Raw genomic sequence first — 21214 nt, forward strand, 5'->3', positions numbered from 1 at the left:
ACGACCGGACCGTCGTCGCCGACTCCTGAGTGATCCGTGGGGCCCGCCGCACCCGACGCACCGCACCGCACCGCACCGCACCGGGTGCGGCGGGCCCGACCGGCGTCATCCGGAAGGAACCGCCCGGCCGTGCTTCCGGCATCGTTCCTCGGACGTCACGCCTCGGACGCCGGACGTCCTGTTGACACGGGGGGCGCGGGGCTGGGTGCATGGGGCCGACCGGCAGTGTTCATCCTTCCGTTGGGAGGCACGTTGCACCTCCGCACGCGTCTGAAACATCTGGCGCTCGCCTGCGCCGCCGTCGCCGTGGTCACGGCCACGGCTCCCGGCTCCGCCGTCGCCGATCCCGGAGGCCGGGACCACCGGCCGTCCGACCGGGGCCTGTCGGCCGTCATCCGGTACACCGAATACGGCATCCCGCACATCGTGGCCCGGAGCTACCCGGACCTCGGCTTCGGCACGGGGTGGGCACAGGCCGCCGACCAGGTCTGTGTGCTCGCGGACGGTTTCCTCACCGTGAACGGGGACCGTTCCCGTCACTTCGGCCCGGAGGCCGCCCCGGACGGCTCGCTCTCCTCGGCCGCCACGAACCTCTCCAGCGACCTGTACTTCCGGGGCGTCAAGGACGCGGGGACGGTCGAGGGCCTGCTCGCGACCCCGGCGCCCGCCGGGCCGGGCCATGACGTCAAGGAGCTGATGCGGGGCTGGGCCGCCGGGTACAACGCCTGGCTGCGCGGGAACCGGATCACGGACCCGGCCTGCGCGGGGGCCGACTGGGTCCGTCCGGTGACCGCGCTGGACGTCGCCCGGCGGAGCTTCGCCGTCTCCGTCCTCGGCGGACAGGGCCGGGCCGTCGACGGCATCACCGCCGCCCGGCCGCCCGCAGCCGCGGGCGCCGGGACGGCACCGGGCGCGGGCGAGGCGGGCGGGTCCGGCGAGGGGCCGGACCCGGAGCGGACCGCCGAGGCCGCACGGGCCCTGTTCGCCCCCGAGAACGCCACCATGGGTTCCAACGCCGTCGCCTTCTCGGGCGCCACGACGGCGAACGGGCGCGGGCTGCTCCTGGGCAACCCGCACTACCCCTGGCAGGGCGGACGCCGCTTCTGGCAGTCGCAGCAGACCATTCCCGGCGAGCTGAACGTCTCGGGTGCCTCGCTCCTCGGCACCGCCGTCGTCAACATCGGCTTCAACGACAGGGTCGCCTGGAGCCACACCGTCGCCACCGGCGTCCCGCTCAATCTGCACCAGTTGGCGCTCGTGCCGGGCGACCCCACCGCGTATCTGGTGGACGGCCGTCCCGAGCGGATGACCGAGCGCCGGGTGACGGTGGCCGTGAAGGACGGGACGCCGGTCTCCCGTACCCAGTGGTGGACCCGGTACGGACCGGTGGTCGGCGGGCTCGGGCCGCAGCTGCCGCTGCCGTGGACGACGACCACGGCGTACGCGCTCAACGACCCCAACGCGGCGAACCTGCGCGGCTCCGACACCGCGCTGGGCTTCGGGAAGGCGCGTTCCACCCGGGACCTGTCGGAGGTGCTGCGCAGGACCCAGGGGCTGCCCTGGGTCAACACGGTCGCGGCGGACTCGGCGGGCCGCTCCCTGTTCACCCAGGCGCAGGTGCTGCCCCGGATCACCGACGATCTCGCGGCGCGCTGTTCGACCCCGCTCGGCCGGGTGACCTATCCGGCCTCGGGGGTCGCGGTGCTCGACGGTTCGCGCGCCGAGTGCGGTCTCGGCTCCGATCCGGACGCGGTGCAGCCGGGTGTGTTCGGCCCGGCGAGGATGCCGGTGCTCCGGGACACCCCGTACGTGGTGAACTCCAACGACAGTGCCTGGCTGACCCATGCCGAGCGGCCGTTGACCGGCTACGAGCGGGTCTTCGGGACGATCGGGACCCAGCGTTCGCCGCGCACCCGGGGCGGTGTCGAGGACGTGGCGGCCATGGCGGCGCGCGGCGGTCTGAGGGTGGCCGACCTCCAGCGGCAGCAGTTCGCCAACCGGGCACCGATCGGTGACCTGGCGGCGGCGGACGTGGCACGGGCCTGTCCCGCGGCGCTTCCGGACGACACGGAGGCGTGCCGGGTGATCGGCGCCTGGGACCGCACGATGAACACGGACAGCCGGGGGGCGTTGCTCTTCGACCGCTTCTGGCGCAGGTTCACGGCGACGGTGCCGTCGGCTCAGCAGTGGCAGGTGCCGTTCTCGGCGGCCGACCCCGTCCGTACCCCTCACACCGTGAACACGGGGGCGGCGGGCTTCGCGAAGGCGCTCGGCGACGCGGTGGCGGAGTTGCGCGCGGCGGGCATCGCGCTGGACGCGCCGCTCGGCGCGCACCAGTTCGTCGTGCGGAACGGGCAGCGGATCCCGGTGGGCGGCGGCACGGAGTCGCTGGGCGTCTGGAACAAGACGGAGCCCGTGTGGAACGCGGCGGGCGGCGGTTACACCGAGGTCGCGCACGGGACCAGTCATGTGCAGGCGGTCGGCTGGGACGGCGGCCGGTGCCCGGTGGCCCGGACCCTGCTCTCGTACTCGCAGTCGTCGAACCCGGCGTCGCCGCACCACGCCGACCAGACCCGGCTGTACGCGGGCGGGCGCTGGGTGACGTCCCGGTTCTGCGAGAAGGACATCCTGAGCTCGCCCGCGCTGCGGGTGGTGGTGGTCAGGGGCTGAGCGGCGGAAAGCCCCGTGGGGCGTGACCGAAGGGTTCTTCGGTCACGCCCCACGGGGCGGGCGGTTCTCCGGGCCCGGTGTCAGGGGCTGAACGACAGGAACACGAAGGCGGCGAAGATGGAGAGGTGGACGCCGCCCTGGAGGAGCGTGGCCCGTCCGGGCACCAGGGTCAGGGCGCTCACCACACCGGTGAGGACGAGCAGGACCATGTGGATCGGGCCCAGGCCGAGCACGAGGGGTCCGGACAGCCAGATGGAGGCGAGCGCGATGGCCGGGATGGTGAGGCCGATGCTGGCGATGGCGGAGCCGTAGGCGAGGTTGAGGCTGGTCTGCATACGGTCCCGGCGGGCCGCTCGGACGGCGGCGAGGGTCTCGGGCAGCAGCACCATGAGGGCGATGATGACGCCCACGACGGCCTTGGGCAGGCCGGCGGACTCGACGCCGTTCTCGATGGTGGGCGAGATCAGCTTCGCGTTGCCGACGACGGCGACGAGCGCGAGGAGAAGCAGGCCGAGGCTGAACCAGGTCTGCCGGTCGGTCGGCGGGTCGGCGTGGTCGTCCGCCGAGTCCTGGTCGGGCCGGGGCACGGGGAGGAAGTAGTCGCGGTGCCGGACGGTCTGGACGGCGACGAACAGGCCGTACAGACAGATGGAGGCGGCGGCGGCGAAGGCCAGTTGGGCGGTGGAGAACTCGGGGCCCGGGTGGCTGGTGGTGAAGGTCGGCAGGACCAGTGTCATCGTGGCGAGGGTGCAGACGATGGCGAGCGCGCCGCCCGACCCCTCGGCGTTGAAGACCGCGACGCGGTTGCGGATCGCCCCGACGAGCAGGGAGAGGCCGACGATGCCGTTGCAGGTGATCATCACCGCGGCGAAGACGGTGTCCCTGGCGTAGGTGGAGGTCCCTTCGCCGCCTCCCGCCATCAGGGTGACGATGAGTCCGACCTCGATGATGGTGACGGCCACGGCGAGGACCAGCGAGCCGTAGGGTTCGCCGACCCGGTGGGCGACGACCTCGGCGTGGTGGACCGCCGCGAGGACGGCGGCGACGAGACAGAGCGCGATGAGTACGACGGCCACGCCCTGCAGGTCGCGGCCCCAGGCCACGGTGAGGTCGAGCGCCGCGATCACCGGTGCCCAGGTCGTCCACTGTTTCGCGATCGATTTCGTACTCGAACTCATGATCCGCATCCTGCCACAAAGGGGGCTTTCGCCCGATTCGGTCAATCCATGGGGCCGCTGAGGCCGCGCTCGTACGCGGTGAGGGTCTCGACGAACACGCGCCGTTCGGACGCGTTCAGCGGAGCGAGGGCGGCGCGCCAGGCGGCGGCGCTGCGGCCGAGCCAGCCGTCGATCTCGGCGCGGTGCGCCTCGGCGAGGGAAAGGATCTTCCGCCGCCGGTCGACGGGGTCCTCGACCCGCTCCAGCACGTCCTTCTTCACCAGGTCGCCCACCATCAGACTCACGGTGGTGGGGGCCACCTCCAGGCGGGCGGCGAGCTCGTTCACGCTCAGCGGCCCGTCGAACAGGAGGTAGGCGAGGAGGGAGAGGTGACGCGGTGCGAGCGTGAGCGACTGGAGCTCGTCGGGAACGCTCATCCGCCGGATGCGCCCGACCATACGGGGCATGAGCAGCAGCAGCGTCCGGACGGCCTCGTCGACCTGGGGCCCGTTCTCGTCCTCGGGTCCGTCGTGACCCTCGGGTTCGTGCTCCGGTTCGTCCTCGGTCTCACCGGCTTCCGGCCGGTCGTCGGTCCCGTCTTCCCTGTGCGCGGTCGGCATCCGCCCTCCCCATTTGATTTGCTTTCAAAGCAAAGAGATCTACGGAGGTGATCCTACCCGAAGACAGCGGTGTGCCCGGTTCCAGCCGCACCTGGAACCGGGCACACCGGGGGAACCGGCAGGGTCTAGAGGGGGCGTTCGCGGCCCTCCCAGTACGGGTCGCGCAGACGCCGCTTGTACAGCTTGCCGTTGGGGTCGCGGGGCATGACCTCGATGAAGTCGACCGACTTCGGGCGTTTGAACCCGGCGAGCCGGTCCGCGCAGTGCGCCAGGATCTCCGCGGCGAGCACCGGTCCGGGTGCGTGCCCCTCGGCCGCCTCCACGACCGCCTTGACCTCCTCGCCCCAGTCGGCGTCCGGGATGCCGAAGGCGGCGGCGTCCGCGACCGCCGGGTGGGCGAGCAGCGCCGCCTCGATCTCGGCGGGGTAGATGTTCACCCCACCCGAGATGATCATGTCGATCTTGCGGTCGCGGAGGAAGAGATAGCCGTCCTCGTCGAGGACGCCCAGGTCACCGACGGTGAAGAAGTCCCCGATGCGGTTCTTCGCGGTCTTGGCCTCGTCCTTGTGGTACTGGAAGCCGCCCGTGTTCATCCTCAGGTACACGGTGCCGAGTTCGCCGGGACCCAGCCGGACGCCGTCGTCGTCGAAGACCGCGAGTTCGCTGATCGGCCAGGCGCGGCCGACCGTGCCCGGCCTCTTCAGCCACTCCTCCGCGGTGGCGAAGGCGCCGCCGCCCTCGCTGGCCGCGTAGTACTCCTCGACGCACCGGCCCCACCAGTCGATCATCGCCCGTTTGACGTGCTCGGGGCACGGCGCGGCGCCGTGGATGGCGTGGCGCATCGAGGAGACGTCGTACCGTCCCCGCACCTCCTCGGGGAGGGAGAGCAGCCGGTGGAACTGGGTGGGGACCATATGGGTGTGGGTGCAGCCGTGCCGGTCGATCAGCCGGAGCATCTCCTCGGGCGTCCACCGGTCCATCAGGACCAGCGGGTGCCCGATGTGGAGGGCCGCGGCGGCGAACTGGAGGACGGCCGTGTGGTACAGCGGCGAACACACCAGATGGGTGTTGCCGTCGGCCGGGCGGATGCCGAAGATGCCGAGGAAGCCCCCGAGGTGGGTCTCCTCGGGGAGCTTCCCGGGCAGCGGACGCCGGATGCCCCGGGGCCTTCCGGTGGTGCCCGAGGTGTAGTTCATGACCCAGCCGAGGGTCCGGTCCGCGGGTGCGGTGTCGTCCTGGCCCGCGAGCAGTTCGGCGTACGGGCGGAAGCCCGGGACCGTACCGACGGCGTACCGGTGGGTGGCGGCGAGGCCCGCCCCGTCTGCGGCCAGGGTCACCGCTTCGGCGAACCGTTCGTGGGCGAGCAGGACCTTGGCGCCGGAGTCGGCGACGATCCAGGCGATCTCGGCGCCGACGAAGTGGTGGTTGACCGGGACCAGGTAGAACCCGGCCTGGGTGGCGGCGAGATGGGCGGTGAAGAACTCGGGGCCGTTGGGGAGGACGACGGCGAAGGCGTCGCCGCGTTCGAGCCCGGCGGCGCGCAGTCCGTGGACGAGCCGGTTCGCCGCCGCGTGCAGTCGGCCCGCGCTCCACTCCTCGCCGTCGGGGGCGACCAGGACCGTACGGCCGGGGTCGGCGGCGGCCTGCGCCCAGAAGCCGGGCGGCGACTGCCCGGCCGCGCGGGCGCCGGGCCCGCCGGAGCCGGTGCTGGTTCCGGTGCCAGGTCCAGTGCTGGTGCCGGATCCAGTGCTGGTGCCGATGCCAGGTCCGGTGCCGGTGCCTGGGGCCGTGCCCTTGCCGGAGCGGGTGCCCCCGCCCGGCCCGGTAGCGGAGCCCGTGTCGGTACCGGTCTCCGCGGCCCCGTCCCGTCGTTCGCTCATGACGTGCTCCGTCCGGCGATCCGGTTGACGCGGTCCACGGCCTTCTCGAAGCCCCGGGTCAGGTCGTCGACGACCTGCTGGACGCTGCGCTCGGAGTTCATCCGGCCGACGATCTGGCCGACGGGGGTGCCGAGGAGGGGCTCGACCTCGTGGCGCTGGATGCGGGAGACCGCCTCGGCGACCAGGAGTCCCTGGAGGGGCATCGGCAGGGGGCCGGGGCCGGCCGGGTCGTCCCAGGCGTCGGTCCACTCGGTACGGAGCTGCCGGGCGGGTTTGCCGGTGAGCGCGCGGGAGCGGACCGTGTCGCCCGAGCCCGCCGCGAGGAGTTTGGCGGTGAGGGCGCGGGAGTGCAGCTCCGCCTCGGTGGTGGTGAGCCAGACCGAGCCGAGCCACACCCCCTGCGCGCCGAGGGCGAGTCCGGCGGCGATCTGCTCCCCGCTGCCGATGCCGCCCGCGGCGAGGACGGGCAGCGGGGACACGGCGTCGACCACCTCGGGGGTGAGGACCATGGAGGCGATCTCTCCCGTGTGACCCCCCGCCTCGTACCCCTGGGCGACGACGATGTCGATGCCCGCCTCGGCGTGGCGCCGGGCGTGCCGGGCGCTTCCGGCGAGGGCGGCGACGAGGACGCCGTGGTCATGGGCGCGGGCGACGACGTCGGGGGGCGGGGAGCCGAGGGCGTTGGCGAGGAGTTTGATCGGGTAGTCGAAGGCCACGTCGAGCTGGCCCCGGGCGACCTGCTCCATCCAGCCGGTGATGCGCCAGCCGGAGGCCTCGCCCTCGGGCAGTCCGGGCACCCCGTGCTTGGCGAGGGTGGCCCGGACGAACGCCCGGTGTTCCTCCGGGATCATGGCCTCGACCTCGGCCTCGGTGACCCCTTCGACCTTCTTGGCGGGCATCACGACGTCGAGGCCGTAGGGCAGGCCGTCGGTGTGTTCCTGCATCCAGTCGAGGTCACGTGCGAGGTCGTCGGGGGCGGTGTAGCGGACCGCGCCGAGGACTCCGAGGCCGCCCGCTCTGGTGAGCGCGGCGGCCACCGCGGGGAAGGGCGTGAAGCCGAAGATGGCGTGCTCGATCCCCAGTGTGCGACTCAGCTCCGTCTCCATGGGCGGCAGGATGCCGCAGCGGCGCGGCGGAGGGAAGAGCTTTTCTGATGCATCGTCAGATTCTTTGCCCGGTCACCGCCTCGCCTGTCGTGGTTCCGCCGGTGGCGGCCGTACGAGAAGGTGGACGGGGGCCGGAAACGGCGCGGCTCGGGGAGGTGTGGTGGTGACGAGCGGTACGGGCGCGGGCGCGGCGCGCAGGACCACGTTGCGGCGCGGGTCGGCGCGGCGGGCCGGGCTGCTCCCCGGCCCCCTCGAACGGCTGGTCGCGGAGGCCGAGTGCTTCCTCGGCCCCTCCCCCGTCCGTCCCTGGTACGCGGGCGCCGTGCTGCTCGCCGGGCGCGGCGGGACGGTCGCCCTGCACCGGGCCATCGGTTCGGCCGTGCGGTACGCGGCGTACGACGCCACGACGGACACCGGGGTGGAGCTGCCGCCCGGACGGCGGGTCCCCATGACGAGGGACACCGTCTTCGACCTGGCGTCGGTCTCCAAGCTGTTCACCTCGCTCCTCGCGGTGCAGCAGATCGAGCGCGGGAGACTGGTCCTGGACGCGCGGGTGGCGGTGTACCTGCCGGAGTTCGGCGGCGACGGGAAGCGGGAGGTGACGGTCCGACAGCTGCTGACGCACACGTCCGGGCTGCGGTCCTGGATCCCGCTGTACGAGGAGCCGACGCGGGAGGGCGAGCGCCGACGGCTCCGGGAGGAGGAGCCGCTGCACCCGCCCGGCTCCGCGTATCTCTACTCGGACCTGAATCTGATCGCGCTCCAACTGCTCCTGGAGGAGATCACCGGTCTCGGTCTGGATGTCCTGCTCCACGACGAGATCACCGCTCCACTCGGAATGCACCGCACTCGGTTCGCACCACCGCTCTCGTGGCGCCAGGGCATCGCCGCCACCGAGGACGCCCGGCCGCCGTGGTCGGGGCTCGACCGTGGCATGGTGCACGGCACGGTCCATGACGAGAACGCCCATGCCCTGGGTGGGGTCGCGGGCCACGCCGGGGTCTTCTCCCGCGCCTGGGACCTGGCCGTCCTGGCCCGCACCCTGCTCAACGGCGGCGCGTACGGCCGGACCCGCGTCCTCTCCCCCGCCTCGGTCGAGCTGCTGTTCACCGACTTCAACACGGCCTTCCCCGGCGACGGGCACGGACTCGGCTTCGAACTGGACCAGCGCTGGTACATGGGCGCCCTGGCGACGCCCCGGACGGCCGGGCACACCGGTTTCACCGGCACCAGCCTCGTCCTGGACCCGACGACCGACACCTTCCTCGTCGTCCTCGGCAACTCGGTGCACCCGGTCCGCTCCTGGCGCTCCGGCTCCGCGCCCCGCGCCGCCGCCGCGAACCGGCTGGCCAGGGCCGTTCCCGTCCGGCCGCCCCGGGGCCGTACCGCCTGGTTCTCCGGTATGACGCCCGGCGCGACGGGGACTCTCGCCCTGCCCCCGGTGGCGGGCGCGGCGCGCTTCGAGTGCGCGCTGTGGTGGGACACCGTGCCCGGCGCGGGCCGCGCCTTCCTGGAGGCCCGCGCGGAGGGCGGGACGGGCGGCTGGGAACCGGTGCCGTTCACGACCTTCCGTACCGGGTCGGCCCGGGACCGCCGTCCGTCCGGGGTGGCCGAGGACCGGTCGGGCCGGGTCCGGCACCCGTCCGGAACGGTCGAAGGCTGGTCGGGCCGGGTCTGGCACCGGCTGACGGCCGAGCTGCCCGGCCGGGCCGACGGAGCCGTACGGCTCCGCTGGCGGTACACGACGGACGAGCGGTACGTCGGCCGGGGGGTGTACGTGACCGGGATGCGGGTCCTGGACACGGCGGGCCGCCCCCTCTTCGACGAGACGCGGCCCCTGGACGGGACCCGGATCGGGGCGACGGGGTGGAGCCGGTCGGCGGACTGAGACGGGGAGCGTCCCGCCCCGGCCGGGGCGGGACGGAGCGGACCCGGACGGGCAGGGTGGACCGACCCGTGCCGGGCGGGCCCCGGCGGTCCGTACCCGAACCCGGCGGGCCCCACCTGCGGGAGGATCAGCGTCTCTCCCCCGGCATCCGGCCCGCCCGTCACCGCGTCGCGCGGTCCGGCGCGGCCCTCAGCGTCCGGCCCTCCGCGTCCGGCCCTCCGCGTCCGGCCCTCCGCCGGTCGGATCCTCGCGCCCGTCCTCTTCGGGCCCCGCGCGGTCCGGTGTCCTCAGCCCCGCGCGTCCGCGCGTTCCGGTTCTGCGGCGGTGCGGAGTTCCAGGAGGAGCGGGCTGATCAGTGGGTGTTCCTCGGCTCCCCTGCGTACCGCCGCGAAGACCCTGCGGGTCGGCGCGACGCCGTCCACGGGGCGGACCTCGACCCCGCCGAGGTCCGCCCCGCGCAGTGCCGAGCGCGGTACGAGGGCGACCCCGGCGGCGGCCGAGGCGAGCGCGACGACGGCCCTGAAGTCGTCGGAGACATGGGCGAAGCGGGGCGCGAATCCGGCGTATTCGCAGGCCAGGACGGTCACGTCATGGCAGGGGTTGCCGGTGGACTGCCCGATCCAGGTGTCCTTGGCGAGGTCGCCCAGCGCGATCCGCTCGCTCCCGGCGAGCGGATGGCCGGGGGGCAGGACCACGTCGAAGGGCTCCGCGTAGAGCGGGACGCGGGTGAGGCGGGCGTCGTCCTCGCCGGGCGCGCCCCGGTATTCGACGGCGACGGCGACGTCCACCTGCCGGTCGAGGACCATGAGGAGGCTCTCGTCGCCCTCGGCGTCCCGTACCCGGACCCGGATGCCAGGCGCCGTACGGGCCAGGGCCGTGAGGGCGGGGGCGACGACCAGGCCGATGCCGGTGGCGAAGGCGGCGACCGTGACCGTGCCCGCCTCGCCGGAGCCGTACGCGGCCAGCTCGGACTCGGCGCGCTCCAGCTGGGCGAGGACGGCGTTGGCGTGGCTGAGCAGGATCTCGCCCGCCGGGGTGAGGCGGGCGCCCCGGGCGCTGCGGTCCACCAGCCGGTGGCCGGTCTCCTGCTCCAGGGCGGCCAGCTGCTGGGAGACGGCGGAGGGGGTGAGGTACAGCGCGGCGGCCGCCGCCGTGACCGTGCGGTGGTCGGCCACCGCACGGAGGATGTGCAACCGCCGCGCTTCGATCATGCTCCTAGTCTCGCAGGCCGCGCGGCCCGTCCCCGCCGGTCAGGCGTTCAGGGCGGCGCGGGCCTCGACGAACGCGTCCACGGCCCGGTTCACGTCCTCCGTGGAGTGCGCGGCGGAGAGCTGGACGCGGATACGGGCCTGGCCCTGCGGGACCACCGGGTACGAGAAGCCGATCACGTACACCCCGCGCTCCAGGAGCAGTTCGGCCATGCGTCCGGCCTCGGACGCGTCGCCGATCATGACGGGGGCGATGGCGTGGTCGCCGGGAAGGATGTCGAAGCCCTCCGCCGTCATCCGGGTGCGGAACAGTTCGGTGTTGGCGCGCAGCCGGTCCCGCAGGTCACCGGCGGACTCCAGCAGGTCGAGGACCTTGAGGGAGGCGGCGGCGATCACCGGGGCGAGGGTGTTCGAGAAGAGGTACGGGCGGGAGCGCTGGCGGAGCAGGGCGACGATCTCGGCGCGGGCCGCGACATAGCCGCCGGAGGCGCCGCCGAGGGCCTTGCCGAGGGTGCCGGTGATGATGTCGACGCGGTCCATGACGCCGTGCAGCTCGGGGGTGCCGCGACCGCCGGGGCCGACGAAGCCGACGGCGTGCGAGTCGTCGACCATGACCATGGCGTCGTAGCGCTCGGCCAGGTCGCAGATCTCGGCGAGCGGGGCGACGTAGCCGTCCATGGAGAAGACGCCGTCGGTGACGACGAGCTTGCGCCGGGCTCCGCCCTCGGCGGCTTCCTTCAGGCGCTGCTCCAGGTCGGCCATGTCACGGTTGGCGTAGCGGAGGCGGCGGGCCTTGGAGAGGCGGATGCCGTCGATGATGGAGGCGTGGTTGAGGGCGTCGGAGATGACGGCGTCCTCGGGGCCGAGGAGCGTCTCGAAGACACCGCCGTTGGCGTCGAAGCAGGAGGAGTAGAGGATCGTGTCCTCCTGGCCGAGGAAGGAGGAGAGGCGCGCCTCCAGTTCCTTGTGGACCTCCTGCGTGCCGCAGATGAAGCGGACGGACGCCATGCCGTAGCCCCAGCGGTCCAGGGCCTCGTGGGCGGCGGCGACCACCTCGGGGTGGTCGGCGAGGCCCAGGTAGTTGTTGGCGCAGAAGTTGAGGACCTCGCCGGGGCGGCCGCCCGAGGTGACCTCGACCGTGGCCGACTGGGGGGTGCCGATGACCCGCTCGGGCTTGTGGAGTCCGGCCGCCCTGATCTCGTCGAGGGTGGCGCGGACGTCGTCGCGTACGGAATCGAACATGGGTCAGGCTCCCGCAGTCCAGTCGAGGATGATCTTGCCGCTCTTGCCGGAGGCCGCGTCGTCGAACGCGGCCTCGAAGTCGGTGTACGCGTACCGGCCGGTGATCACCGGGGCGAGGTCGAGGCCGCCCTCCAGGAGCACGGACATCGCGTACCAGGTCTCGAACATCTCGCGGCCGTAGATGCCCTTGACCGTGATCATCGAGGTGACGATCTTCGACCAGTCGACGGCGAAGTCCTCGCTGGGCAGGCCCAGCATGGCGATCTTGCCGCCGTGGGTCATGTTGGCGACCATGTCGCGCATGGCCTGCGGGTTGCCGGACATCTCCAGGCCGACGTCGAAGCCCTCCTTGAGTCCGAGGGTGCGCTGGCCGTCGGCGATGGTCTGCTCGGCGACGTTGAGGGCGAGGGTGACGCCGGTCTTGCGGGCCAGGGCGAGGCGCTCCTCGCTGACGTCGGTGATGACGACGTGCCGGGCGCCCGCGTGCTTGGCGACGGCGGCGGCCATGATGCCGATCGGGCCGGCGCCGGTGACGAGGACGTCCTCGCCGACGAGCGGGAAGGAGAGGGCCGTGTGCACGGCGTTGCCGAACGGGTCGAAGATGGCGGCGACGTCCAGGTCCACGGGGACGCGGTGCACCCACACGTTGGACGCGGGCAGGACCACGTACTCGGCGAACGCGCCGTCGCGTCCGACCCCGAGGCCGATGGTGGCGCGGCAGAGGTGGCGGCGCCCGGCGAGACAGTTGCGGCACTTGCCGCAGACGAGGTGGCCCTCGCCGCTGACCAGGTCGCCGACGGCGATGTCGGTGACGTCACGGCCGACGGAGGCGACCTCGCCGACGAACTCGTGTCCCACGGTCATCGGCGTGGCGATGGTCTTCTGCGCCCAGCCGTCCCAGGAGCGGATGTGCAGGTCGGTCCCGCAGATGCCGGTCCGCTTGACCTTGATCAGTACGTCCCCGGGGCCGGCCTCCGGCTCGGGCACGTCCGTGAGCCAGAGTCCCGGCTCCGCCTTCAGCTTGACCAGCGCCTTCAATGCAATGGCTCCCGACGTGCGTGTCCTGTGATGTGGGCTTGCGGGCACGGCTCAGCGCCCAAGATCCCTGGAACGAAATCTTCCTTACGGAGCGCTCGCGGTCCATCGAGGTTTTCTTAAGCGCGCTCGCAGATCAGCTTCACACCGCCGGTGGGGGCACGGCGACGTCAACGCGTCCGCACGGGGAGCGGCGAAGCGGGCGCCCGGAGATCCACCGCGCGGACTCCCTCGGTACGCGGGGACCCGACCGGTACGCGGGAACCCTTTTCGGCGCGGGCGGACCGTCAGCGTCCGAGGACGGCCATCGCCGCGTTGTGGCCGGGGATGCCGCTGACTCCCCCGCCCCGGACGGCGCCCGCGCCGCACAGCAGCACGTTGGCGTGCCCGGTCCCCACTCCCCAGCGGCCCCCGCCCTCCTCCGCGTACGGGAAGGACAGGTCGCGGTGGAAGATGTGGCCGCCCGGCAGGCGCAGGTCGCGGGCCAGGTCGAGCGGGGTCTTCGCCTCGACGCAGGGTCTGCCGTCCGCGTCGAGGGCGAGGCAGTCCGCGATCGGCTCGTCCAGGTGGGTGTCGAACTGTTCGAGGGTGGCGGCGAGGAGTGCGGCGCGGGTGCCGTCGTTGTCGGCGGCGAACAGCCGGGCGGGGGTGTGCAGGCCGAACAGGGTGAGGGTGTGGTGGCCCGTGGCGGCGAGTCCGGGGCCGAGGATGCCGGGGTCGGTCAGTGAGTGGCAGTAGATCTCGGAGGGCGGCGCGGACGGCGGGCGGCCCGCCGCCGCCTCGGCGTGGGCGGTGGCCAGTTGCCCGTACCCCTCCGAGACGTGGAAGGTGCCCGCGAAGGCCTCGTGCGGGTCCACGGAGCGGTCGCGGAGCTTCGGCAGCCTGGTCAGCACCATGTTGACCTTGAGCTGGGCGCCCTCGGGGGCGGGCGGGGGCGTCTCGCCGAGGAGAGCGGCGAGGTCGCTCGGGGAGGCGTTGACGAGGACGTGGCCCGCCTCGACGGTGCCCTCGCCCTCGGCGGTGCGGTAGCGGACCTCGGCACGGCGCCCGTCGGTCTCGATCCCGGTGACCTCGTGGCCGGTGCGGAGCCGGGCTCCGGCGGCGCGGGCCGCACCCGCCAGGGCGTCGGTGAGGGCGCCCATGCCTCCCACGGGCACGTCCCAGTCGCCGGTGCCGCCGCCGATCACGTGGTAGAGGAAGCAGCGGTTCTGCGGGAGCGCGGGGTCGTGGGCGTCGGCGAAGGTGCCGATGAGGCCGTCCGTGAGGACGACCCCGCGCACGAGGTCGTCGGCGAACGTCCGCTCGACGGCGAGGCCCAGGGGCTCCTCGAAGAGCGCCCGCCAGGTCTCGGCGTCGTCCACGCGGGCCCGCAGTTCGTCGCGGGTGGGCAGCGGCTCGGTGAGGGTGGGGAAGATCCGCCGCGCCAGGCGGCCGGTCCGGCCGTAGAAGTCCCGCCAGGCCTCGTACTCGCGGTCGGAGCCGGTGAGCGCGGCGAAGGAGGCCCGGGTCCGCTCGGGCCCGCCGCCGACGAGGAGCCCTCCGTCACCTCTGGGGGTGTACGAGGAGACGGACCGCTTGCGGACGGCGAAGCGCAGTCCCAGCTCGCGCACGATCTTCTCCGGGAGGAGCGAGACGAGGTACGAGTACCGGGAGAGACGGGCGTCCACCCCGGCGAAGGGACGGGTGGAGACGGCGGCGCCGCCCGTGGCACCGAGCCGTTCGAGCACGAGCACGCTCCGCCCGGCGCGCGCCAGATAGGCGGCGGCGACCAGCCCGTTGTGGCCGCCGCCGACGATCACGGCGTCGTAGGAGGCGGAGGGTCCGGGAACGCGGGGCTGCGGCGCGGGCTCGGTCATGGCTCATGCTCACACGGCTCCGGTACCGGGGGAAGCCCGCGTACGAGGGCGGGCGGGCCGCCGCACGGGGCTCGCGTGCGGCGGAAACGGCTCCGGCTGCCCCACCGGGCGGCCGGGCGGACCGGTGGGGCAGGGAGCCGAGGGAGCCGAGGGAGCCGAGGGAGCCGAGGGAGCCGAGGGAGCCGAGGGAGCCGAGGGAGCCGACAACGGAAACGAACCGGCGGGGCTTGTGCGGCGGAACGGCGTCCGAGATCCCGCACCCGGCGGACGGCCCCGGCCGAAGGCGGAGAACCAAGGTCCGAGGCCCGCGTCGGATGAGCGTCGGCGCGGCCCCGCCGAGGCGGTGGGGACAGGCCGCCGCACGGTGGGCGGGTCCGCCGGGGCGTCGGCTCTCAGAGTTCCGTCGGCATGGCCGCTCTCAGGTGGAGGGCGGCGGCTTCGGCGGGGCGGTCGAGGCGCTCCAGGCAGTGGGCCTCGTCGTCCAGGGCGGCGAGGGTGTCGGGGTGGGCCGCGCCGAGGACCCGGGTACGGGCGGCGGCGATGGCCCGGTACGCCCCCAGGGCCTCCTCCTCGCGGTCCAGGCGCCCGAGGGCGACGGCCGTCTCACGGCGGCTCAGCAGGGTGTCCGGGTGGTCCGGCCCCAGGACCCGCGCCCGGTCGGCGCGGACGCCCTCGGACTCACGGAGCGCCTCCGCCCACCGGCCGAGCCTGCCGAGGTTGACGGCGAGCGCGTGGCGGGCGCGGAGGGTCTCCGGCCCGTCGGCGCCCTGGGCGCGCGTACGGGCGGCGACGAGGTCACGGCAGACGTCGAGGGCGTCGGCCGCCTGGCCCAGGCGCCCGAGGTGGACACCGGTCTCGTAGCGGGCGGCGAGGGTGTCCGGGTGGTCGGGCCCCAGGGCGGCGGCGCGCGCGGCGGCGAGGGCGCTGTACTCGGCGAGCGCCTCCCGGCCGCGCCCGAGCCGTCCGAGGGCGTACGCCACCTCGTGCCGGGTGAGGAGGGTGTCGGGATGGTCCTCGCCGAGCAGCCGGGCGCGGGCCTCCGCGACCTCGTGGGCCGTGCGGTACGACTCCTCCAGGCGGCCGAGGCGGCCGAGCGTGAACGCCAGGTTGTGACGGCAGCGCAGGGTGTCGGGGTGGTCGGGGCCCACCGTCCGCTCGCGGGCGGCGAGCACCGCGAGATAGCCGTCGTACGCCTCGGAGTGGCGGCCGAGGCGGCCCAGCGCGTACGCCCGTTCCTGCCGGGCGGCGAGCGTGTCGGGGTGGTCGTCGCCGAGGACGCGGGCGCGGGCGGCGGCGACCCGGTCGAAGACGTGCAGGGCGTCGGCGGGCCGGTCGAGCCGGGCGAGGGCGAAGCCGACCTCGTAGTGGCTGGCCAGGGTGTCGGGGTGGTCGTCGCCCAGGACGGCCGTACGGTGCTCGGCGACGGAACGGTGCACGGCCTCGGCCTCGTCCCAGCGGCCGAGGCGGCCGAGGCCCATGCCCGCCCGGTACCGCCCGGCGAGGACCGCGATCAGTTCGGCGGAGGGGGCCGCGAGGGGCCGCGCCGGTCCGGGCTCCGCTCCCGGGACGGCGGACGCCCAGGCGCGCGCGGTGGCGTGGGGCGCGCCCGGTCCGGGGACGGTGGTCCGGCCGGTGGCGGGCGCGTCGACGGGGGTGGTGGGCCGGGTCGCGGTGGTCCACTCCGTGGTGAGGACCACGGCGGCGGGGTCGTGGGCGACCGTGCGGGGCGTGGCCGTGGCGGGCCGGTGACCGCCGGTCATCCCCCGGACCCACCCGGGCGGCGCGGCGGGCGCCGGTCCGGGGCCCGGGACGACGGTGGGCGGGAAGGGCGTCGGCGGGACCCGGCCCGTCCCGATGCGGCGGCGCAGGTCGCCCGCGTCGGCGGGACGCTCCTCGGGCACCTTGGCGAGCAGGTCGACGACCATGCGGTCGAAGTAGTCGGGGAGTTCCGCGCGGTGCGCGCGCGGTGGACGGGGCACGGTGTCCCGGTGGCCGATGAGGATCGCCCAGGAGTCGCCCAGGTCGAACGGCGGGACGCCGGTGGCCAGTTCGTACAGCACGCAGCCGAGCGAGTAGAGGTCGCTGCGGTGGTCGATCTCGCCGCCGCCGATCTGCTCGGGCGACATGTAGTGGGGGGTGCCCATGGCGATGCCGGTGCCGGTGAGCTTGGACGTGAAGCCCATGTCGGCGCCGAGGCGCGCGATCCCGAAGTCGCAGATCTTCACCGTCCCGTCCTTGAGCCGCATGATGTTCGCGGGCTTCAGGTCGCGGTGCACGATCCCGTGGCCGTGGGTGTACGCGAGGGCGTCGGCGACCTGGTCGGCGATCTCGACGAGGTCGTGGACGGGCAGCGGCTCCTGTTCGTTGGCGGCGAGGAGCTGGCTCAGATTGCGTCCTTCGAGCAGTTCCATGACGAGGAAGAGCACCCCGTCGTACTCGCCGAAGTCGTGGACCACGGTGATGCCCCGGTGCTGGAGCGCGGCGGCCACCCGTGCCTCGCGCCGGAACCGTTCCCGGACCACGGTGAAGACCTGTGGGTCCTGCTGCGGTCCGAGCGGCTTGAGGCACTTGACGGCGACGCCGCGCCCGAGTGCCTCGTCGGTGGCGCGCCACACCTCGCCCATGCCCCCTCGGCCGATGACCTCGTGCAGGCGGTACCGGCCCTGGATGAGTCTGGATTCCCCCATCGTGTGCTGTCGCCCCCGTCGATTTCCTATGCCTTCCCCGGCCCCTCCAGTATGGACGCCGGTGCTGACAGTGGGTACGGGGCGGGGTACGCGTACGGGTCGGGCCGGGTCCCGCGGCCGAGCCGGTCCATGGCGCGCAGGATGTGCCGGGGCGGCAGCCGCCAGCGCAGACGGGCCGGGACGCACCGCAGCAGGTTGGCCATGGCGACGAGCCGGTGGGTCACCTCGTCCGGGGGAGGCGCGGGACGCCCGTAGAGCGCATGGGCGTAAGGGGGCAGAGTGTCGTACGCGAGCGCCGTCACGCGCCGCCAGATCACTTCGCGCGCCGGTACGAGAACGGGTTTGACGGGCGGTCGGCGCAGGAAGTCCTCGACGGTCCGGGCGTCGGGTCCGGCGGCGAGCGAGGGGCGGACCGCGTCGAAGTAGGCGGCGAGTCCGGCGACGGAGCCGGGGACCTCCGCCGGGTCGAGACCGACGAGACGGGCCGAGGTCCGGTGCTCTTCGACGTACCGGTCGGCGAGGGCGTCGCTGAGCGGGATGCCGGAGCGGCGGGCGACCGTGAGGTAGGAGTCGGTCTCGGCGCAGTGCACCCAGAGGAGGAGTTCCGGATCGTCCACGCCGAGTCTGCGGTGGATGCCCCGCACGCGCGCGCCCGCCGCCTCCGCGGCCCCGGTCGTCCCGTAGCTGAGGGTCCCGACGAAGTCCGCGGTCCGCAGGAGACGGCCCCAGGGGTCCTGCCGGAAACCGCTGTTGATCATGACACCGCGTACGGCGACGGGGTGCAGCGCCTGGAGCCAGAGGGCCCGTACGCCCGCGATCCACATGACGGGGTCGCTGTGGAGCTGCCAGGTCACGGAGCGGGGCCCGAACAGCCCGGGGTCGGCGTCTCGTTCCGTTGCCATCCGGCTCCTCCCTCGTGGGGCCCCAGGCTACGACGGGCGGGGCTCCGCGCGAGGCGGGCGGTGCACACGGGTTCTTCGCGCTCTTCGCGTTCTTCGTGTTCTTCGCGCGAGGCGGTGGTGCGCGCGGTGACCGTCTCCGGGGAGACCTGTTCCGCCGGGGGGCGCACACGCCCGCACCACGGCCGGTTCCATGAGGGGCCGCCCGCGAAGGCAGTCCGCCGTCGCCCACAGGCCTGGGTCCAGGCGCAGGACCCGCTCGCGCGTGGCCGGGCCGGTGAGTGACGGCACCCCGGGGAGGCGGGCCCGGCCGCTGCCGCACGTGCGGCGGTGGGTGGCGGTCGCGTACATCTCGTCGTCGATCCGCTTTCCGATCCATTTCCGCTTCCGGTCCGTTTCTGGTCCGCTTCTGGTCCGTTTCCGTTCCGCTTCCGGTCCGTTCCGGCCTCCTCGGGACCTCCTCCGGACGTCATCGGTCGTTTCCGTTCCACCCTTCCGCGGAGCTGTCGTCGGCTCGAACGCTTCGGCCGAGCGGGCCACCGGGGCCGGGGCCGTCTGCTCGTCGGCCCGGGAAGGCCCGGCGGTCCGCTTCGGCTCCTCCTTTCCCCTCTTCCCCACCTATCACATCGGCCACTCCTGACACATCGGCACAGAGCTTTCGTGACCCTTCCATCACGGTTATTTCCAGCCGATTTACGACATGCATCGGGGCGAGACGGGCACAGAACCTGTCAGAACCAGCCGACGGACAAGGGGCGGACTGTCGCCGACGATCAGATCCGGTCACGATGTCAGGGCATTCGAGTGATCACGTCGATGCAGGCCGATGGAGCCGCGATGCGGAGATGGGTATCGGCTGGAAACTCTCCGTCTCTTTCGAGCCGAGGAGCGGGCATTCACCCTTCTCTTCTCTCACCCGTGGATGGCGGGGCGGCCGGCCGGCCGTGACCCGGCGCCGACTCCGGTGCGACCGGCGGACTCCGGTCGTACACCCGCTCGCGCAACCCCTTTGCCCGCGCACCGAGTTCTTCGACGACTGCGATTCCTGATGAGGGAGAGGTTATGGAGACTGCAATTACGCGAGCCGTGGTTCACGTGATCGCCGACATGCACCACAACTTCAGGGAGAACCTGACCATAGACGACATGGCCCAGGTAGCCGGATTCAGCAGATTCCACTTCACCCGGGAGTTCACCCACCTGACGGGGGTGTCTCCCAGACGTTTCCTCAGAGCCATCCGGTTCGAGGAGGCGAAGCGGCTCCTCTCGGATTCCCCGCTCAACGTGGCGGAGATCAGCCACACCATCGGGTACAGCAGCGTCGGGACCTTCAGCTCGTGCTTCAAGGCGTGTACGGGCATCACGCCGTCCGCGTACCGGCGGCTCCACTCGGCGGACGGCGTCACGGCAGCGGATCAGCGGCAGGACGTCGGCGCTCCGCCCTCGCCGACGCCGACGCCGCTTCACGGGCACGTGCAGGCACCCGCCACGGACCGCTCCGGATTCGTCTTCGTGGGGCTCTTCCCCGGCCCCTTCCCGCAGGGGCACCCGGTGCGTTGCACGGTGCTGCCCCGCCCCGGGGCCTTCGTCCTCGACGACGTGCCGACGGGGAACTGGCACGTACTGGCACGCTCCGTGGCACAGGACGCGCAGGGGGGGCGTCAGGCCGGTCCCACACCGGTGGTCGGCGGCTTCGGGCCGATCACCGCGTCGGCGGGCCGTCCGCTGGAGCCGGTCGTGATCCGCTTGCACCGGGCGGACCGGGCCGCCCTCCGGCTCTGCTCGGTGTCCGGCTGAGGGCCGCGCACCGGCCCCTGGCCGGTGCGCGGCACGGACCGCCCCGGACTTCGCTTCACCGGGGCGGCACCCTCGGCCGCGGGCCCCGCTCCCGGAACCGGCCCCGGAAGAACAGCAGGGCGTCCTCGGCCGTCCCCGACGCCGTGGACCCGGCGTCCGCCACCGGCCGCCGGTCCCAGTCGAGCACCGCACCGACGACGATCGTGTGATCGCCGCCGTCGTACACACGCCACTTCTCGCATTCGAAGCGAGCCAGCGCGCCGTCGATCAGGGGGACCGAGGTGGTGGCGCCGGGGGTCCAGCCCACCGCGTCGAACTGCGGCAGGCCCGCGGGGCGGGAGTCGTCGGCGAAGCACCGGGCCACGCCCTCCTGGTCGGCGCTGAGCACCGACACCCCGAAGTGACGCGCGGGGTGGAGCGTCCGCCGCATGACGGCGTCGTTGTGGACGCAGACGAGCAGCAGCGGCGGATCCATGGACACGGAGGTGAAGGAGTTCGCCGTCATTCCGCGCGGCGAGGGCCCGCCGACCGTCACCACGGTGACCCCGGTGGCGAACTCCGCGAAAGCGCGCCGCAGTTCCCTCCCGTCCGAGTCGCGGCGCACCGGCGACGGGAGGGCTGCCTCGCGCGGGCCGGTCACGCGCTCCACCGGGTCCGCGCGAGGGCCGGTGGAGCGTACGGCTCCAGCGCCCGGACCAGGGACTCGGGCACGGGAGTCGGGACCGTGGCCGTGTTGGGACCCCTCATGCACGCGACCCGCTGTCTGCCCCGGGCCACCAGCCGCTCGGGTCCCTCCGGGTCGAGCCGGACGTAGTCGAAGGTGAACTCCAACTGCGTCTGGTGGAGTTCGGTCAGCCGCATCCTGATGGACAGTTCGTCGAAGGCGCCGATCTCGGCGAAGAACTCGCAGTCGACCTTCAGCGTGAACAGCTTGAGATCCCCGAGGACGTCGGCCAGCACCTCCGGCGCGTGGGCCCTCAGGAACATCTCACGGCATCTCCCCTGCCAGCTGAGGTAGTTGACGTAGTAGACGTTCCCGACGAGGTTGGTCTCCTCGAAGCCGACCACATGCCGGTACTCGAAATGGTCTGCCATGGACACGGTCCTCCCAGACGGAGCGGGGCGCAGCCGACCGCGCGGGCGCGGCGGCACGCGGGGACGTGGGGCGG

Annotated in this window: 15 protein-coding genes; 3 read left to right on the forward strand and 12 right to left on the reverse strand. The window is 73.4% G+C overall.

Going from position 1 to position 21214, the window contains the following annotated elements:
• Positions 1-252 precede the first annotated feature (252 nt).
• A complete protein-coding gene (locus ACIO92_RS18785) occupies positions 253-2670 on the forward strand; it encodes a penicillin acylase family protein (protein WP_402282006.1) in 2418 nt (805 codons plus the stop codon).
• 80 nt (positions 2671-2750) lie between these two features.
• Here the strand turns inward: ACIO92_RS18785 and ACIO92_RS18790 are convergent, their stop codons facing one another.
• The 4 genes from ACIO92_RS18790 to ACIO92_RS18805 all read right to left on the reverse strand — a co-directional run bounded on the left by ACIO92_RS18790 (position 2751) and on the right by ACIO92_RS18805 (position 7433).
• Positions 2751-3848, reverse strand: a complete 1098-nt coding sequence (locus ACIO92_RS18790; protein ID WP_366441883.1) for an ionic transporter y4hA — start codon at positions 3846-3848, stop codon at positions 2751-2753.
• Positions 3849-3889: 41 nt separating this feature from the next.
• Positions 3890-4294 carry a MarR family winged helix-turn-helix transcriptional regulator gene (locus ACIO92_RS18795; protein WP_366441904.1) on the reverse strand — a complete coding sequence of 135 codons (405 nt, stop codon included), beginning with the start codon at positions 4292-4294 and terminating at the stop codon, positions 3890-3892.
• A gap of 278 nt (positions 4295-4572) precedes the next feature.
• Positions 4573-6327 (reverse strand): acyl-CoA synthetase, encoded by a 1755-nt coding sequence (locus tag ACIO92_RS18800; protein WP_366441884.1) that lies wholly within the window; start codon positions 6325-6327, stop codon positions 4573-4575.
• Positions 6324-7433 carry a nitronate monooxygenase family protein gene (locus tag ACIO92_RS18805; protein ID WP_366441885.1) on the reverse strand — a complete coding sequence of 370 codons (1110 nt, stop codon included), beginning with the start codon at positions 7431-7433 and terminating at the stop codon, positions 6324-6326. Before ACIO92_RS18805 ends, ACIO92_RS18800 begins: the two co-directional genes overlap by 4 nt.
• Between ACIO92_RS18805 and ACIO92_RS18810 the strand changes: the two genes are divergently transcribed.
• Positions 7432-9321, forward strand: a complete 1890-nt coding sequence (locus tag ACIO92_RS18810; RefSeq protein WP_401237243.1) for a serine hydrolase — start codon at positions 7432-7434, stop codon at positions 9319-9321. The two genes, ACIO92_RS18805 and ACIO92_RS18810, sit on opposite strands and share 2 nt — an antisense overlap.
• A 287-nt stretch (positions 9322-9608) precedes the next feature.
• On the opposite strand, the gene ACIO92_RS18815 is transcribed toward ACIO92_RS18810, so the two are convergent.
• From ACIO92_RS18815 to ACIO92_RS18840, 6 genes are all read right to left on the reverse strand, one after another.
• Entirely contained in the window at positions 9609-10532 is a 924-nt protein-coding gene (locus ACIO92_RS18815; RefSeq protein ID WP_402057199.1) for a LysR family transcriptional regulator, read from the reverse strand.
• A gap of 39 nt (positions 10533-10571) precedes the next feature.
• The gene (locus ACIO92_RS18820) at positions 10572-11771 is read right to left on the reverse strand and encodes a glycine C-acetyltransferase (protein ID WP_402282003.1); all 1200 of its coding nucleotides are present in this window, start codon (positions 11769-11771) and stop codon (positions 10572-10574) included.
• A 3-nt stretch (positions 11772-11774) separates the two neighbouring features.
• Positions 11775-12809, reverse strand: coding sequence for an L-threonine 3-dehydrogenase (gene tdh, locus ACIO92_RS18825; protein WP_366441888.1), 1035 nt, complete (start codon positions 12807-12809; stop codon positions 11775-11777).
• A 284-nt stretch (positions 12810-13093) separates the two neighbouring features.
• Entirely contained in the window at positions 13094-14662 is a 1569-nt protein-coding gene (locus tag ACIO92_RS18830) for a phytoene desaturase family protein (RefSeq protein ID WP_402282001.1), read from the reverse strand.
• Between the two features lie 392 nt (positions 14663-15054).
• A complete protein-coding gene (locus tag ACIO92_RS18835) occupies positions 15055-17349 on the reverse strand; it encodes a tetratricopeptide repeat protein (protein WP_402281999.1) in 2295 nt (764 codons plus the stop codon).
• A 26-nt stretch (positions 17350-17375) separates the two neighbouring features.
• Positions 17376-18251, reverse strand: coding sequence for an oxygenase MpaB family protein (locus ACIO92_RS18840; protein WP_401237150.1), 876 nt, complete (start codon positions 18249-18251; stop codon positions 17376-17378).
• 1059 nt (positions 18252-19310) lie between these two features.
• On the opposite strand from ACIO92_RS18840, the gene ACIO92_RS18845 reads away from it, so the two are divergent.
• Positions 19311-20045, forward strand: coding sequence for an AraC family transcriptional regulator (locus ACIO92_RS18845; protein WP_366444546.1), 735 nt, complete (start codon positions 19311-19313; stop codon positions 20043-20045).
• A 55-nt stretch (positions 20046-20100) separates the two neighbouring features.
• On the opposite strand, the gene ACIO92_RS18850 is transcribed toward ACIO92_RS18845, so the two are convergent.
• Positions 20101-20685: a flavin reductase family protein gene (locus ACIO92_RS18850; protein ID WP_401237148.1), complete on the reverse strand. Its 585-nt coding sequence runs from the start codon at positions 20683-20685 to the stop codon at positions 20101-20103.
• The gene (locus tag ACIO92_RS18855) at positions 20682-21140 is read right to left on the reverse strand and encodes an acyl-CoA thioesterase (RefSeq protein ID WP_366444545.1); all 459 of its coding nucleotides are present in this window, start codon (positions 21138-21140) and stop codon (positions 20682-20684) included. The genes ACIO92_RS18850 and ACIO92_RS18855 overlap by 4 nt, the downstream gene beginning before the upstream one ends.
• Positions 21141-21214 lie beyond the last annotated feature (74 nt).

The sequence above is a fragment of the Streptomyces sp. NPDC087215 genome (genome assembly GCF_044744885.1).
Classification (GTDB): domain Bacteria; phylum Actinomycetota; class Actinomycetes; order Streptomycetales; family Streptomycetaceae; genus Streptomyces.